This is a genomic window from Methanothrix soehngenii GP6, assembly GCF_000204415.1.
GTDB classification, from domain to species: domain Archaea; phylum Halobacteriota; class Methanosarcinia; order Methanotrichales; family Methanotrichaceae; genus Methanothrix; species Methanothrix soehngenii.
Map to the genome: position 1 here is coordinate 2,260,559 of NC_015416.1, position 14,473 is coordinate 2,275,031.

Consider the following 14,473-nt stretch of genomic DNA (forward strand, 5'->3'; position numbering starts at 1 on the left):
GAAGGGAAAAACTTTATTCCCATAATCACGAGTGGGTTTAATGAGCGACATCAAATCATTGCTGGAAAAGCTGAGCAACGCCCACGGCATATCCGGATGGGAAGGGTCGGTGCAGAAGATCGTACGGGAAGAGATCTCTCCTTATGTAGATGAGGTGAGAGTGGACAAGCTTGGCAATCTCATTGCCACGAAAAAGGGAGACCGCCCATCGATTATGATCGATGCCCATGCGGACGAGATCGGTCTGATGGTAAAACAGATTGATGAGAAGGGTTTCATCCGCTTCATTCGCATTGGCGGCTGGTTTGACCAGACCCTGCTAAATCAGAGAGTCATCATCCATACCAGCTCCGGCCCGGTGGTGGGCGTGATCGGCTCAAAGCCTCCTCATGTTATGAAGGATGAGGACAGAAAGAAGGTGGTAGAGGCCAGAGATATGTTCATCGATATCGGCTGCTCAAACCAGGCAGAGGTAGAGGAGCTGGGAATCCTGCCGGGCACGCCAATATCCATAGATCGAGAGTTCGTACCGATGCATGGAGACACTGTAACTGGCAAGGCCTTCGACAACCGCGCCGGCCTGGTTATTATGATCGAGGCTCTTAAGAGGACCAAATCAAAATCAACCATCTATGCAGTGGCCGCAGTGCAGGAGGAGGTGGGATTGAAGGGAGCAAAGGTCGCCGCTTTCGGCCTGGACCCGGATATCGCCATCGCCTCAGATGTGACCATACCCGGAGACCATCCGGGGATTGAGAAGAAGGATGCGCCCATAGAGATGGGCAAAGGCCCGGTACTGGTCGTGGCCGACGGCTCGGGAAGAGGGTTGATCGCTACTCCGCAGGTGATTGAGTGGCTGGTGGGGACGGCCAAGGAGTTTGAGATTCCGGTGCAGCTCGAGGCCTCGGACGGCGGGACGACTGATGCCACCTCCATTTACCTAACTCGATCCGGGATTCCCACCGGCGTGATCAGCGTCGCCACGCGCTATATCCACTCGCCAGTAGAGGTGCTGAATTTAAATGATATAGAACGGGCAGCAGATCTTATGGCCAGAAGCCTGGAGACGGCGTCCAGATATTTCAAAGAATGAGGCGTTGCCGTCAAATCGGCTCAACTCTTTTTTATTCTGCTCGCTTTATTCTGCAGTTTCAAAAGATAGCACCTTTTAATTAAATATGAAAAAGAAAAAGTTTTCACCGGAGTGATCCGGTGACCTTCCTCGACCTTTCAGCTTGAGCCGATCAAGCTAATCACAAAGTAGCCCAGGACTACACCCACCACGAATACAATGGCAAAGGAGGCATAGAGCAAGGGAGTTCCCAATACTAGAGCTTCCATTCAGATCATCTCACTACCAGGACAGGAATCGTGGCCCAATAAAGAACCTTCTGTGCAACGCTTCCGATCAATAGCTTAGTGGCACCGGACTCCCCGTGGCTTCCCACGACGATCAGATCGGCTTTCTCTGCCCCTGCGGTATCTATGATTGCTGTTGCGGGTGCGCCGATTCTCACCACGGTGTCGATATTTACGCCGGCAGAGGCACCCATGGATTTGAGCTCTTCTACTGCCTTCTCTCCTGCAGCCTTCAGCCTGGCCTCGACATCCTTTCTATCTGATCCAAGTTGGCGAACGGCGCTTGCAATAACGACTTCGTTGACAACATTGAGCGCTATGACCTGTGCTCCCAGCGCCTTTGCGAGCTCCATGCCCTCCTTAGCGGCTGCTTTAGATTTCTCTGAGCCATCTGTGGCGATCAAAATCCGCTTGTACATCCTATCCCACCTTTGAGCCGTTATCTCACGGACATTGTATAAATAGCTATCTTCCAGATTCCAGAATTCTAATAGCCAGCAACGCCGCATTCTCACCATTGTCGATGCCAACACATGCCACTGGAACGCCTGGAGGCATCTGAACAATGGAGAGCAATGAATCCAGGCCACCCAGCTTCGCGCTAACTGGAACCCCTATCACTGGGCGATGAGTCTGGGAGGCGATGACTCCCGGCAGGGCAGCAGAGAGGCCGGCAACGGCGATGAAGACGTGGGCGTCGGTTCCAGATACATACCCCTCCAGCTCTTTGGGATTTCTGTGTGCGGAAAGCACTCGATGCTCAAAGGAGACGCCCTCATCCTTCAGCCTGCCCAAAATCCTGTCCACAATCAGCTGATCTGATTTGGACCCCGAAATAACAGCAATATCAACCATGGCTGCTCCAAGAGATCAATTTTGGCCAAAAATCCTTCCATCACATCAAGGGTTTCATCGAGAGCTCAGCTCTGATTCTCGCCCTGAAGCTCTTGCTGCTTTTGGGTGCTCATACGGATCAGAATCTCGTAGATATTTTTTACGGCACCAGCATCCAGATTCTTCTCCGTGGCCAGGTCCATCGCCCGTCTCAAGACTCGGCCTTCCTGCTCAGGATCGCGGATCGGCTTTCCCTCTCTCCTCTTGACCTCGAAGATCCTTTTGGTGATTCCTATTCGTTTATCGATGAGCTCTATGATGGTTTGGTCGACCTCCTCGATATCACTCCTGTATTTATTTAGATCCGTCAAAATCCTTGCCCCCTGGATGCGCACCTGTTATTTGCTTTCGTTCTTATCACTCTTCCGCCCAATGCCCTCCAGGACTCTTCAAGCCCATCCATCTTGCTCTCATCGATCAGAGCAGCATAAGAGGGCCCGGTCCCCGAGAGGCTTGTGCCCCGTGCCCCCTTCTCCAGCGCCAGGATCAGGGGTTCAGACGAAAGGCCCAAAGCGGCGCAATAGGCCAGCCCATTCAGGGTCATAGCCCGGCCATAGTCGGCTTGCATGGCCAGATCGAAGGCCAGATCCGCCATCGGAGCAATGATCCTGGATCGAGAGATATCAGTATCCCGGGAGAAGATCCTCTGATCGGGAACCAGAAGCATAACACTGCAGTTGAGCTCATCCCTGCGAAGGAGGGACATTTCGCGATTGTCTGTGACCACCACCCCGCCGAGCATCGAGGCGAGAGCGTCATCCAGGGCGCCGGTTATGGTGACTCCAACCTCCCTTGCCGCCTCAACCCCGATCTTGGCAGCACTCACCAGATCCATATCCACGTCAAGTGCATCAAGTGTTGCCAGGATGACGGCATTGGCGGCTGCGCTGCTGCTCTTAAGGCCGCTAGCTATGGGAATCTCGCTGGATGTTCTCACCCGACCCCCGTATTCAAGGCCCAGATGGTCCAAGACCCTCTCCACACAGCGCTCAATCAAGCGGGTATCCACCCCTGGGACCTCTCCCTTGATTCCAGAAGAGTGGTCCAGCTCAACCACGGCCCGGGTTACAAGCTCGATGGCAAAGGCCGAGCCCTTCCAGGTTGCCACGGCATTTATAATGGAGGCAGCACCGTTCGACCATCCGTATCCTTTCATTTTCATCATCAGATCCAATCCTCAGGCCTGCTCTATCTCGAAGATCTTCCTGAGCTTTTCCAGATCCAAAGCAAACTGCACCTCACCCGCCCGTGAGTACTTGGCAATCATCTTATCAAGATACTCCAGTTCGGCGATTGATGAGACGAAGTTCGGCGGGTAGCTTCCCAGCTCAACCAGGGGCATGACCACCACTCCACCCTTGCTCGTCGATTCCTCCAGACCCTTTACCACCACCACGAAATTAAAGCTCTTGAATCCCAGGCCACGGGCGATGTTCTTGGCGAAGCTGTTCATCTGCTGGACCCTTCGGGAAGAGAGATCCTTATAGGCGGCGGGCGAATCCTTGTACTCAATGAACATTATGGAGTCTTCCGACCATAGAATAGCATCATACTCCACTACAGCGATTGAGTTTTTCAATGCCACCACGTTGAAAAGGACTCCGCGACACCAGTTTATGTTAAGGTGAATCCTGAAGTCCGCCTCGGTCAGAGGAGTGTTCCTGGTCTTCAGAACATAGGGGTCGCTTGACAGCTCGATCATAACTGACCTTTTCGATCTTTTGCTAAATGGACTTTTCCAAGGATACTGCCATCTCCATTTTGAGTATACAATCTCAGAGGTTCGGCGGCCCTCCAATCCATCGGCCCAGTGCCCATTTATCCAGAAGGGCAAAAACCACTATCGTATGAGGTTCACAAGCAGGTCATAGGGGGTCTGAGGGCGTATCATTGTGACGAGCGCCCCGGCATAGAGCGCTTTTTTGAAGAAGGGTCCTTTGGAGACGAGCCCCTTTCCAGAGAGGCCGCAAATCAGCCTTTCTATCTCTTCATCCTTCATCTGGCCGAGGGTCTGAAGAGATGACCGGCCCATGCGGTACTGCCAGTAGAACTCCCGCTTCCACCGCCGCACATATTCAAAGAGCGAGCGATGAGATACATCATCCTTCAAGACGGCTTCCCCCGCCACTATGCCGCAGATGGTGCCGGCTCGCATGCTGTAGGCCAGGCCGCTCTGGCCGGCTGCGCCGCCAGCGACCATCAGGGAGTCGGCCACCATCTCTCCTGGCATGACGCATATGGGATCGCCTCCCCTCCTGACAGATAGTACCTTCATCCGGTCGATATTTTTGTACTGGGAAGCCTTTTGGGCCTTGAAGAGCCTGCTGAATCTATCGAAGAATGGCTGCACATTTTGGCCGTGGCCGCGCACGAACACCCCTATTGTAGCCCGATCACCTCCGGCGGGCGAGAATGTGGCCTTCCAGCCCGGTGCCATGCTTCCCACCCAGTACTGGAAGAACATCTCCTCGCCCAGATAGGGGTATTCTATATCTGCTTCCATTGCCCAGGCTATATCCTCTGGGTGGCGCATGGGCTTGAGGCCTGCCTTCTCCGAGAGGCCGGACTGGACCCCAGAGGCATCTATCACCACTCGCGCATGAATCTGGACTCCCTTCAGGCCGACCGTCCTTCCATTGCCTTCCAGGTGGAGGCTCCGGACCTCACCGGAGAGAAGGGCGACTCCTGCCTTCTCTGCCAGATGGAGATAGTGGCGGTCAAAGGCATCCCGGTCTATGAAGTAGCCTTTGGCAGGAATGGTGACCCCCCTGCCCGAGGGGCTGAGAATGCGCATGCCCTCTAGCTCCTTTTTCAGCAGACAGTCCTTGATCTCGATTCCAGAGACTGCCGCCATTCCCTCGAAGAGGGTGTTGGCATCATGGTGCAGGCGGCCGAGGTTTCTGTCCAGCAGCATAACGCTGGCCCCACCCTCCGCAGCGGATATGGCCGCCATCATACCAGCAGATGAGGCGCCCACTACCAGTACATCGCAGTTCACAAAAATAGATCATATATTCAGATGAGATGAACCTTTCCCAGAAATAGAAGGCAAAGCCAAACCTGATATCTGGCTGGGCCAGAATCAGGCGGTGATCTTTGTCCGGGCGATATACTTGATCAGCTCTGGACCGAGCCTGGCCTTTTTCTGAATCTGGTTTGCCACCTCGTCCATGCTGGCCCCACTGGCTGCAAGGGAGCGGATCTCATCGATAGTGGTATCATCCACGGTGAAGTACTCATCCAGATCCTTTCTGTGGCCCCAAACATCGCCCTCTAATAGCTCTATGCCCTGCATATCGAGGAACACCTGGATAGCGTTGGACATGGTCTTACGGTAGGAGGGTGGTACTTGAATCATTCTTAGCCTTGGGCATCTCTGCATCAAGTTGAGAAAATCTACATTGCTGGCCCTGAATGCCAGATGAACCGTCTTCTCATTTGGATTAAGGTTTGATATCTCGTTTCTAGCACTTACAACTCTAAGTCTCATCTCTAATCAGCTCCAACCCTTAAAGGGCAGTAGTATTATTAATAGATACTTCCGCTGTACACTTCCGTACAAATCGAGCACAAGATAACTTAATAGCGGCAAAAATTTAGTTCATCTGTTCTTTTGAAAGAGAGAGAAAGAAGCATTTGCGTTCGCATCGCTCCAGGCAAATAGTCCCAAGCTCCTGAGTTGATTGCTAATAAAACCTTTCGCAAGTGCCATTGATTCGCTTTGCGATAAGTTCAGCCAGCATATTAGAGGCTTTTCTGATTCAATTCCCAAAAAAAAAGCTTCTATGCAATAACTTTTAAGAAATATTATGCAAATGTGCAGAGTTGGTGGAAATTAGTCATCTAATGAGATTTTTTAACACATTACAGCTAAAAAAAAATGCATCGCGATTCTCAGGAGAGGAATACCACCGCCAGGCTAAAATGGAGGGGCTCGCGACAGTTGACTCATGATATCCCAGATCGATGCAAGCGCTTGATCCATGGCAGCTTGATCGATGGAAGCTCTTGATACAATATTCATTAGGCGAAGGGATTTTAAAGAGGGACCAAATAAGAGGTGATCTTTATGGGCAGGGTAATGCTTACAGAAACGGTTTTTAGAGATGCTCATCAGTCTCTGCTGGCCACCAGAATGAGGACCAGGGACATGCTACCCATAGCAGAGCAGATGGACCAGGTCGGCTTCTTCTCTCTGGAGGTTTGGGGGGGAGCTACCTTCGATAGCTGCATTCGCTATCTGAATGAGGATCCCTGGGAGAGGTTGAGAGCTCTTAAGAAGGCCATGCCTAACACCCCTATGCAGATGCTGCTTCGCGGGCAGAACCTGGTGGGCTACAGGCATTATGCAGACGATTTAGTGGACAGATTTGTGAAGCGAGCAGCCGAGAACGGGGTCGATATTTTCAGGATTTTCGATGCGGTCAATGATATAAGAAATATGGAGCGATCGATCAAGGCTGCCAAGAAGATGGACAAGCATGTCCAGGCCGGAATAAGCTACACCATCAGCCCCGTGCATAGCAATGAGCAATTTGCCCAGTTCGCCGTCCAGCTGGCAGAGCTTGGCTGCGACTCCATCTGCATCAAAGATATGGGCGGCCTGATCACCCCCAAGAATGCCTATGACCTCATCCGGGCCATAAAAAAGGAGGTCAACCTCCCGGTGAACCTGCACACCCACTGCACCAGCGGCATGGCTCAGATGAGCTACTTCCATGGTTGCCAGGCAGGAGTAGATATCCTGGATACTGCCATGTCTCCTCTCTCCGGCGGCAGCTCACAGCCGGCTACAGAGAGCCTGGTGGCAGCTCTGAAGGGAACCCCTTATGACACCGGCCTGGATCTAGAGCTCTTGACTGAGATCAAAAGATACTTCGAACGGATCATGGAGATCTATGCCCCGGTATTCAATGCCATCGCCTCCAGGGTGGACACCAATGTCCTGGTCTATCAGATTCCGGGGGGCATGCTCTCCAACCTGGTCAGCCAGCTGAATGAGCAGAAGGCCATGGACAAGTACGAGGAGGTGCTGGCAGAGGTGCCAAAGGTTCGCAAGGATCTGGGATATCCTCCCCTGGTCACACCCACCAGCCAGATAGTGACCACCCAGGCGGTCCTGAATGTGGTCACAGGCGACCGCTACAAGATGGTTCCCAAAGAGGTCAAGGATTACGTCAAAGGCCTGTATGGAAAGTCGCCCGCCATGATCGACCCCAAGGTCAGGATCAAGGTCCTGTGCGATGAGGACGCAGTCACCGTACGGCCTGCAGACCTATTGCCCCCCGAATATGAGGAGGCAAAGAAAGCAGTTGACGCCCTCGGCCTCGCCAAGAAGGAGGAGGATTACCTCACATACGCCCTCTATCCCCAGGTGGCCCTGAAGTTCCTCAAGGGAGCAGCCACAGAGGAATCCCTGGTTAAAAAAGATATGGCATCGGATCTGGGAGCTTCCCTAAAAGCCGAGCCCCTGGCCCTCAATGTCGAGATCGATGGCGAGGCCTATCTGGTCAAGGTGGCTCCAGCGGGCATGACCATTCAAGAAGCCCAGCCCAAGGCTCCCACTGATGGGGTGACCGTTCCCATGCAGGGCGTGGTCATCCGCTATAAGGTCAAGAAGGGCGACCGGGTGGCCAAAGGGGATCCAGTAGCAGTCCTGGAAGCGATGAAGATGGAGCAGAATATCCTGGCCAATAAGGATGGCAAGATAAGAGAGATCTATGTCAAAGAAGGGACTACAGTCGCTCCCGGCGATGTCTTGATATCCATTGAGTAGAGGAACCCTAAATCCGAGAGGAATGAATATTGACAGTTAAGAGAGAACAGGTGCTCATTGAGGCTCTGCCTTACATTCGGGAGTTCTATGATTCCATCATGGTCTTCAAGATCGGCGGCTCTATCATGTCCGACACCGCAGTGCTGGAGGACTTCATTCAGGATGTGGTGCTCCTGCGCTATATCGGCATCCATCCCATCATCGTTCATGGGGGCGGCCCGGAGATATCCCAGGCCATGGAGAAGTTCGGCAAGAAGGCGGAGTTCGTAGGCGGCCTGCGGGTGACCGATCGGGAGACCCTGAGCATTGCCCGCATGGTCTTGCTTGGTCACATCAATGCAGAGCTTGTCAACCTCATCGGCAAGCATGGGGGCAAGGGCATAGGCCTATCCGGCCAGGACGGCATGTTCCTGAAGGCCAAGAAGAAAGCTCTGCAGATGGTGGAGGGAAAGGAGCCTGTGGACCTGGGATTTGTGGGAGACGTGGAGAAGGTGGACCCGGAGATCCTGATGATCATGGCAGGAAAGGGCTACATCCCGGTTATATCCCCCATTGCCACCGATGATCAGGGAAATAACTTCAATGTCAATGCCGACACCGCTGCGGGAGCAGTAGCTATAGCCATGAGGGCGAAGAAGTTCTTCTCCATCACCGATGTGGAAGGAGTGCGCATGAATCCGGATGATCCGGCGAGCGTCATCTCCGAGTTCCCTGCTTCGGACTTCGGCCGGCTGGTGGCCGAGGGCATAATCAAGGGGGGAATGATCCCCAAGGTGGAGGCATGTGTATCGGTGGTGCGGAGTGGAGTGGAGAAAGCCCATATAATCGATGGCAGAAAGCACCATGCCATCCTGTTGGAGCTGCTCACCACAGAAGGAATCGGTACGATGATCAGCAGAAGCTGAATTGTGCTGCTATAACAATAGATCTGGGCATCTTCAGGATGGCAGGATGACGCTTTCGGCGTCCCTCCTGCCCGGGACTCATTTTATGCAATCAACCCTCATCGGTATCGCAATGATCTCCCTCTTGGACCTCTTCTTCCACCGCAGCCTCCTGGGGGCTGATCTTGCCGATCTTCACCCAGTAGTCTTTGATAGCAGCGCGCAGGGCATCGGCCCCCAGGTTTGAGCAATGCAGCTTTTGCGGGGGCAGCCCGCCAAGCTCACCGGCTACATCATCGCGGGTGATCTTGATCGCCTCGTCCAAGATCTTACCCTTTGCCATCTCCGTGACCATACTGGAGACGGCTATGGCCGAGCCGCAGCCAAAGGTCCTGAACTTGATATCGTCGATCCGGTCGTCCTTGACGTTGATGAAGATCTCCATGAGATCCCCACAGACGGGATTTCCCACTTTGCCGTAGCCGTCAGGATTCTCGATCACCCCCACGTTCCTGGGGTTCATGAAGTGATCCATAACTGTCTCATTGTAGCCTATCTGTGCCATCCATCTATCACCTTTCGCCATCACAAAATTTTATTTTATTGGAATGATTGGATCATCATCCAGCCTAGGTAGGCATTGATGATCATAAGAGCTATGGTCATCCGGCCGGACCATCTATGAATTGTCTGCAGCCTTTTATCCCTTTTCTTCAGCTGGATGAAACCCAGAACGGGAGTTAAGATCACCATTAAGGAGACGATGATGCCGAGATAGGCATGAGGTCCTCCTGGGGGCTGCAATCCCGCGCTTGCTGAGACCATATAGATGGCGACGGTAATCCCGGAAAGGGTCAATGCGGCTCCGGCGATCCCCAGGGTCCTATGAGCCTTCAACCACCATCTCTTCCCTTTCAGGTACCTAGCACAGACCATTCCCGCTATTAGGAAGAGAAGGCCGGATAACACCAGGAGGGCATGGTAAGGAAAGAGGATCAAGATCTTATCCTCGATGGGCTCGAGCTCATTTGCCGAGGCGGCTATGAGTGAGGAAGACGCTGCCAGCAATGCAATCGCCAGCCAGGATAATCGGAAAAAGATGCCTTTGCTGTTCATGACTGCCACCTTGCGGATCACTATGAAGGATATGCTACGTGAACTCCTCCCACGGCCTAAAGGCCGGGGCTTCCCTGCTGCTTCTTCGCTTTTACGCCGTCATAGCCCTCTGGCATCGGGGCGCGTTTCGCGGGAATTTTCGGTTTTCGTTTCATTGGCCCAAACTTGCATCAGATTCGCAATGCAGAGGTTCAGATCTCATCGGACAGGTTCGGGGTGTTCCCTCCCTACTCTGTGGAATCGTCTGGCGAATTCAAAATCTCCCCGAGGGAGAAGTGATCGATCATCCAAGTAGCACTTGAAGCCTGCATGGAATCATATCTTAGTTAAGTGGAGGGAACGATGAGATATATAGTTGTTCTGCGCGGACAAATGTAATTGGGGCAAAGGACTCCGCTTTCATCCTGTTGCGACTTCGTCGCAACTCCCCCGGACTCGCAGTCCGGGAGATCCACCCTGAAGGATGGGGACTTCCCGCTTCGTCCTTCGCAATCCTACAAGTTAAACAGAGAAGAATTCTTCAATATGTTATATGATAGCACCAATGCGAGGGGCTTTATACAATCAAAGATAAAGACAAATTATTTGCATTGAATTGCACAGGGTGATTTGATGGAAGACTTCTCTATCCTCATAGGCGGCATCGCCGGTGACGGCATAAACGAGGCGGGTCTGACTGCCGCCCGGCTCATGAACCGCCTGGGCTATCGCATATTCATGTACTACGACTATCCCTCTCTGATCAAAGGCGGGCACAACTTCTCGATGGTCAGAGCCTCATCCGAGAGGATCGGCGTCTGCAGAGATGAGATAGACCTGCTCATCGCCCTCAATCAGGATACCGTGGATAGACATTCCGGCCGCCTCAAGGAGGGCTCAATTTTCATTTTCGATGCAGATAACGTAATGGGAGAGGGCATAGCCGAGAAGAGCTGCGGCATTTCCGTCACCGGCATCCTGAAAGAGGAGGGGGCCCCTTCAGTTATGAAGAACAGCTGCATTCTGGGTGCCTTTTGTCATGCGGTAGGCATCGAATGGACGGTGCTGGAAGAGGTCTTGAAAAAGCATATCCCAAAGAAGCTGGAACTGAACCTCAAGGTCGCCCGCCGGGGATATGACCAGGCCTCGGAGTTCTGCCGCATCGCATGGCTGGACAACAGTCCTGAGCCCATCATCACCGGCAACCAGGCCATCAGCCTGGGCCTGATCAGGGCAGGTCTTGAGGCCTATGTGGCCTATCCCATGACCCCATCCTCGGCCATTCTTGACTTCATGGCCAATTCGGCGGAGGAGTTCGGCCTGAAGGTCGTCCATCCGGAGAGCGAGATCGCCGTGATCCTCATGGCAGAGGGATTCGCCTATGCCGGTGTCCGGGCGGCGGTGGGGACCTCAGGAGGAGGATTCTGTCTCATGACCGAGGCCCTCAGCCTGGCGGGGATGGCTGAGATCCCCCTGGCCATCGTCGTGGCTCAGAGGACCGGGCCCTCAACCGGCCTTCCCACTTATACCGCACAGGGCGACCTGCATTTTGTAATCAATGCCGGCCAGGGGGAGTTTCCCAGGTTGGTGATCGCCCCGGGTGACGCAGAGGATGCATATCTCTGGTCTGCTGCAGCCTTGAACCTGGCCTGGAAATATCAGATTCCCGCGTTTATCCTCTCGGATAAGATCGTCAGCGAGAGCCAGTATAGCCTTGACCTCGGGCTTACAGGAAAGGCAGAGACTGCTCGACCGGCACAGCTATGGAATGAGCAGGGTGACTACCATCGCTACCGCCACTCCGATACCGGCGTCTCTCCACTGGCCTATCCTCCTCAGAGGGGGCAGGTGATAAAGGCGGACAGCTATGCGCACGATGCCACAGGCATAACCACTGAGGACCCTCAGATAACAAGGGAGATGAGCGACAAAAGAGTGCTCAAGGCTCAATCCCTGGCCAGGGAATTGGAGGGATACGAGACTGTGAAGCTCTTAGGTGATGAGAGGAGCAGGACCTGCCTCTTGTTTTGGGGCTCGAACAAGGGGGTATGCAAAGAGGCCGCCGATAGTCTGGGACTGAGGGCAGTTCAGGTGTTGGTTCTCTGGCCATTCCCTGAGAATAGGCTAAAGGATGCCCTCAGGGGTGTGGAGAGGCTGATCGCTGTGGAATGCAATGCCACAGGCCAGCTGGCAACTCTATGCCGCCAGTATGGCATCGATGTCGATGATCGAATCCTGAAATACGACGGCCGGCCTTTTTCCCTGAACGATCTTGAAATCGAGCTGGAAAGGAGGGAAGCATGAAGCCTCAGGACCTATCCACCACTGCCCGCAATACCTGGTGTCCCGGCTGCGGTAACTTCTCCATTCTGAATGCAATAAAAGCGGTCCTCGCCCGAATGGACGAGGAGGGATTCCCAGTAGAGAACACCGTCCTGGTTTCGGGCATCGGCTGCCACGGCAAGATCGTGGACTATCTGGATGTGAACAGCTTCTACTCCATCCACGGCCGGACCATTCCCGTCGCCACAGGCATAAAGCTGGCCAACCCCGATCTGAATGTGATCTGCTTCTCTGGAGACGGCGACAGCCTGGCTGAGGGTATGGACCATCTGATCTTCGCCGCCAAGAGGAACATCGACATAACCCTGATCTTGCATGACAACCGGGTCTACGGCCTGACCACCGGCCAGTACACGCCCACCTCACCAACCGGATTCCGGGGCAAGTCCACTCCTGAGGGATCCATTGAGCGACCCCTGAACCCTCTGGACCTTATGCTCTCTGCCGGCGCCACCTTCATCGCCCGGGGCTACTCTCACGGGATTGAGCAGCTTCAGACCCTCTTTAAAGAGGCGATACTGCACAAAGGCTTCTCATTTGTGGATGTCTTACAGGTCTGCGTCTCTTACTTCAATATGTATGAGAGCTATAACAGGAGAACCTATTCCGTGGAAGGAAACGATGCCGCCAGCTTTGACCAGGCCCAGGAGATCATACGCCGCTGGAGCTATGACGACTCCGAGTCGCCCATACCCCTGGGCAAGTTCTATCAGATTGACGCACCGCGATTCGATCAGGCCTACAGCCAGACGAAGCCGCTCTTGGCGAGAGGGGATAAGATCGGATCCAAGCTGGAAAGTTTCATCTAGCAAGAAGGCAAAAACGAAGGAGTGGTGAGACAGAAATGGACAAATACGTATGCACTGTCTGTGGATATATCTACGATCCAGAGAAAGGGGATTCGGCATCCGGCATAGCACCAGGGACGGCTTTCGAGGATTTGCCGGATGACTGGACCTGTCCGGAGTGCGGCGTGGGAAAGGAATTGTTCAATAAGGTGGAGTAAAGCTCAGAATCTGCTGCTTTGTCTGCTTGGAGATCACTATGCTCAGCGAAAGGATGAATGAAGCCCTCAATTATCAGGCAAATCGGGAGTTATACTCCTCCTATCTGTATCTTTCCATGTCCTACTACTTTGAATCCATCGGATTCAGGGGGTTTGCCAGCTGGATGAGGGTTCAGGCAGGAGAAGAGCTGGTCCACACCATGAAATTGCTGGACTATGTTGCCGCTTCCGGCGAGAAGGCGAAGATGCTCGCCGTGGAGGCGCCACAGCATAGCTGGGAGTCGCCCCAGCAGGCATTTGCTCACGTCTGGGAGCACGAGCGGGCGGTGACCAGGATGATTCATGATCTGGTGGCAGTGGCCGAGAGCGAATCGGACGCAATGACACGGAAATTCTTGCAGTGGTATGTGGACGAGCAGGTGGAAGAGGAGGAGTCCTCGGACGGTGTTCTGAAGAGGGTGCTGGCTGCCGGAAACGATCCAAAAGCCCTCCGGGCAGCGGATGAGGAGCTGGGCAAGAGAGGCTTCAAATTCCCCCGCGGGTTCCAGATGTTTCCATCATAAAAGGGTATGAGGCCTCTGTTTGGGGCCTTAAATCGCTATTTAGAGCTTAATCACCAATTTTTTGCTCTTCAGATGAGCTCGGGCTGATTGGCCGGATCGATGACGCGCCACTGATCATCCTCCAGGCCATTCCCGCGAGCATCTCCTGGTGAACTGTCCCGGGAATAGAGGTACAATGGCCAGCTCTTGAAGGTCGTCTGCTTAGAACCATCAGCTCGCTCGATGGTGGCGAAGTTGGATGGATTGAGGCTCTCAGGCAGGGTCAGATCCTCGACATAAAAGGGCATCCACATCTTTGCACAATCATCATTACAGGTGCTCATTCCATCGAGACTGCTATCATTTTGGTAGTAGTAAAGGGCAAATCCCGTCTCGTTCACCAGATAGCTTCCCAGGAACTTGCTCGCGGAGATGTTCACACTGAAGTTCTCATCATCTGCCAAGGCATTGATGGAGAGAAGAGATATACACAGCAGCATGAATAAAACCATTCGGCTCTTTGACATGTTTAACACCTCCCCAGACCTTAATGCATCCTGTTAAATAAGTTTGC

Annotated in this window: 17 protein-coding genes; 7 read left to right on the forward strand and 10 right to left on the reverse strand. The window is 53.4% G+C overall.

The window, feature by feature from the left end:
* The first annotated feature begins 40 nt into the window (after window positions 1-40).
* Window positions 41-1,093, forward strand: coding sequence for a M42 family metallopeptidase (locus MCON_RS11230; protein ID WP_013720082.1), 1,053 nt, complete (start codon window positions 41-43; stop codon window positions 1,091-1,093).
* Window positions 1,094-1,346: 253 nt separating this feature from the next.
* Here MCON_RS11230 and MCON_RS11235 read toward each other — a convergent pair whose 3' ends face one another.
* From MCON_RS11235 to MCON_RS11265, 7 genes are all read right to left on the reverse strand, one after another.
* Complete coding sequence (locus tag MCON_RS11235; protein WP_013720083.1) at window positions 1,347-1,778, reverse strand: universal stress protein; 432 nt, start codon at window positions 1,776-1,778, stop codon at window positions 1,347-1,349.
* A gap of 46 nt (window positions 1,779-1,824) precedes the next feature.
* Window positions 1,825-2,214, reverse strand: a complete 390-nt coding sequence (locus MCON_RS11240) for a 5-(carboxyamino)imidazole ribonucleotide mutase (RefSeq protein ID WP_013720084.1) — start codon at window positions 2,212-2,214, stop codon at window positions 1,825-1,827.
* A 65-nt stretch (window positions 2,215-2,279) separates the two neighbouring features.
* On the reverse strand, window positions 2,280-2,564 hold the full coding sequence (locus MCON_RS11245) for a chorismate mutase (protein WP_013720085.1): 285 nt from the start codon (window positions 2,562-2,564) through the stop codon (window positions 2,280-2,282).
* Window positions 2,561-3,415 carry a shikimate kinase gene (locus MCON_RS11250; protein ID WP_048133238.1) on the reverse strand — a complete coding sequence of 285 codons (855 nt, stop codon included), beginning with the start codon at window positions 3,413-3,415 and terminating at the stop codon, window positions 2,561-2,563. The genes MCON_RS11245 and MCON_RS11250 overlap by 4 nt, the downstream gene beginning before the upstream one ends.
* A gap of 15 nt (window positions 3,416-3,430) precedes the next feature.
* Window positions 3,431-3,955: a hypothetical protein gene (locus tag MCON_RS11255; RefSeq protein WP_013720087.1), complete on the reverse strand. Its 525-nt coding sequence runs from the start codon at window positions 3,953-3,955 to the stop codon at window positions 3,431-3,433.
* A 138-nt stretch (window positions 3,956-4,093) separates the two neighbouring features.
* Window positions 4,094-5,251, reverse strand: a complete 1,158-nt coding sequence (locus MCON_RS11260; protein WP_013720088.1) for an FAD-dependent oxidoreductase — start codon at window positions 5,249-5,251, stop codon at window positions 4,094-4,096.
* Window positions 5,252-5,335: 84 nt separating this feature from the next.
* Window positions 5,336-5,743 carry a DUF1699 family protein gene (locus MCON_RS11265; protein WP_013720089.1) on the reverse strand — a complete coding sequence of 136 codons (408 nt, stop codon included), beginning with the start codon at window positions 5,741-5,743 and terminating at the stop codon, window positions 5,336-5,338.
* A 579-nt stretch (window positions 5,744-6,322) separates the two neighbouring features.
* Here MCON_RS11265 and oadA point away from each other — a divergent pair.
* Both oadA and argB read left to right on the forward strand, forming a co-directional pair.
* Window positions 6,323-8,029: a sodium-extruding oxaloacetate decarboxylase subunit alpha gene (gene oadA, locus MCON_RS11270; RefSeq protein ID WP_013720090.1), complete on the forward strand. Its 1,707-nt coding sequence runs from the start codon at window positions 6,323-6,325 to the stop codon at window positions 8,027-8,029.
* A gap of 29 nt (window positions 8,030-8,058) precedes the next feature.
* Complete coding sequence (argB, locus tag MCON_RS11275) at window positions 8,059-8,934, forward strand: acetylglutamate kinase (RefSeq protein ID WP_013720091.1); 876 nt, start codon at window positions 8,059-8,061, stop codon at window positions 8,932-8,934.
* Window positions 8,935-9,025: 91 nt separating this feature from the next.
* Here the strand turns inward: argB and nifU are convergent, their stop codons facing one another.
* Together nifU and MCON_RS11285 are read right to left on the reverse strand one after the other, a co-directional pair.
* A complete protein-coding gene (gene nifU, locus MCON_RS11280) occupies window positions 9,026-9,478 on the reverse strand; it encodes a Fe-S cluster assembly scaffold protein NifU (RefSeq protein ID WP_048133240.1) in 453 nt (150 codons plus the stop codon).
* Window positions 9,479-9,513: 35 nt separating this feature from the next.
* Window positions 9,514-10,029, reverse strand: a complete 516-nt coding sequence (locus MCON_RS11285) for a cytochrome b561 domain-containing protein (RefSeq protein ID WP_157863796.1) — start codon at window positions 10,027-10,029, stop codon at window positions 9,514-9,516.
* Between the two features lie 612 nt (window positions 10,030-10,641).
* On the opposite strand from MCON_RS11285, the gene MCON_RS11290 reads away from it, so the two are divergent.
* From MCON_RS11290 to MCON_RS11305, 4 genes are read left to right on the forward strand one after another with little or no spacing between them, the layout of a single operon-like run.
* On the forward strand, window positions 10,642-12,312 hold the full coding sequence (locus tag MCON_RS11290; RefSeq protein ID WP_013720094.1) for a 2-oxoacid:acceptor oxidoreductase subunit alpha: 1,671 nt from the start codon (window positions 10,642-10,644) through the stop codon (window positions 12,310-12,312).
* On the forward strand, window positions 12,309-13,160 hold the full coding sequence (locus tag MCON_RS11295) for a 2-oxoacid:ferredoxin oxidoreductase subunit beta (protein ID WP_013720095.1): 852 nt from the start codon (window positions 12,309-12,311) through the stop codon (window positions 13,158-13,160). The genes MCON_RS11290 and MCON_RS11295 overlap by 4 nt, the downstream gene beginning before the upstream one ends.
* A gap of 35 nt (window positions 13,161-13,195) precedes the next feature.
* Complete coding sequence (gene rd, locus MCON_RS11300; protein ID WP_013720096.1) at window positions 13,196-13,357, forward strand: rubredoxin; 162 nt, start codon at window positions 13,196-13,198, stop codon at window positions 13,355-13,357.
* A 38-nt stretch (window positions 13,358-13,395) separates the two neighbouring features.
* Window positions 13,396-13,920 carry a ferritin gene (locus MCON_RS11305; protein WP_013720097.1) on the forward strand — a complete coding sequence of 175 codons (525 nt, stop codon included), beginning with the start codon at window positions 13,396-13,398 and terminating at the stop codon, window positions 13,918-13,920.
* Between the two features lie 68 nt (window positions 13,921-13,988).
* Here MCON_RS11305 and MCON_RS16565 read toward each other — a convergent pair whose 3' ends face one another.
* Window positions 13,989-14,426, reverse strand: coding sequence for a COG4315 family predicted lipoprotein (locus MCON_RS16565; protein ID WP_013720098.1), 438 nt, complete (start codon window positions 14,424-14,426; stop codon window positions 13,989-13,991).
* Window positions 14,427-14,473: the final 47 nt, after the last annotated feature.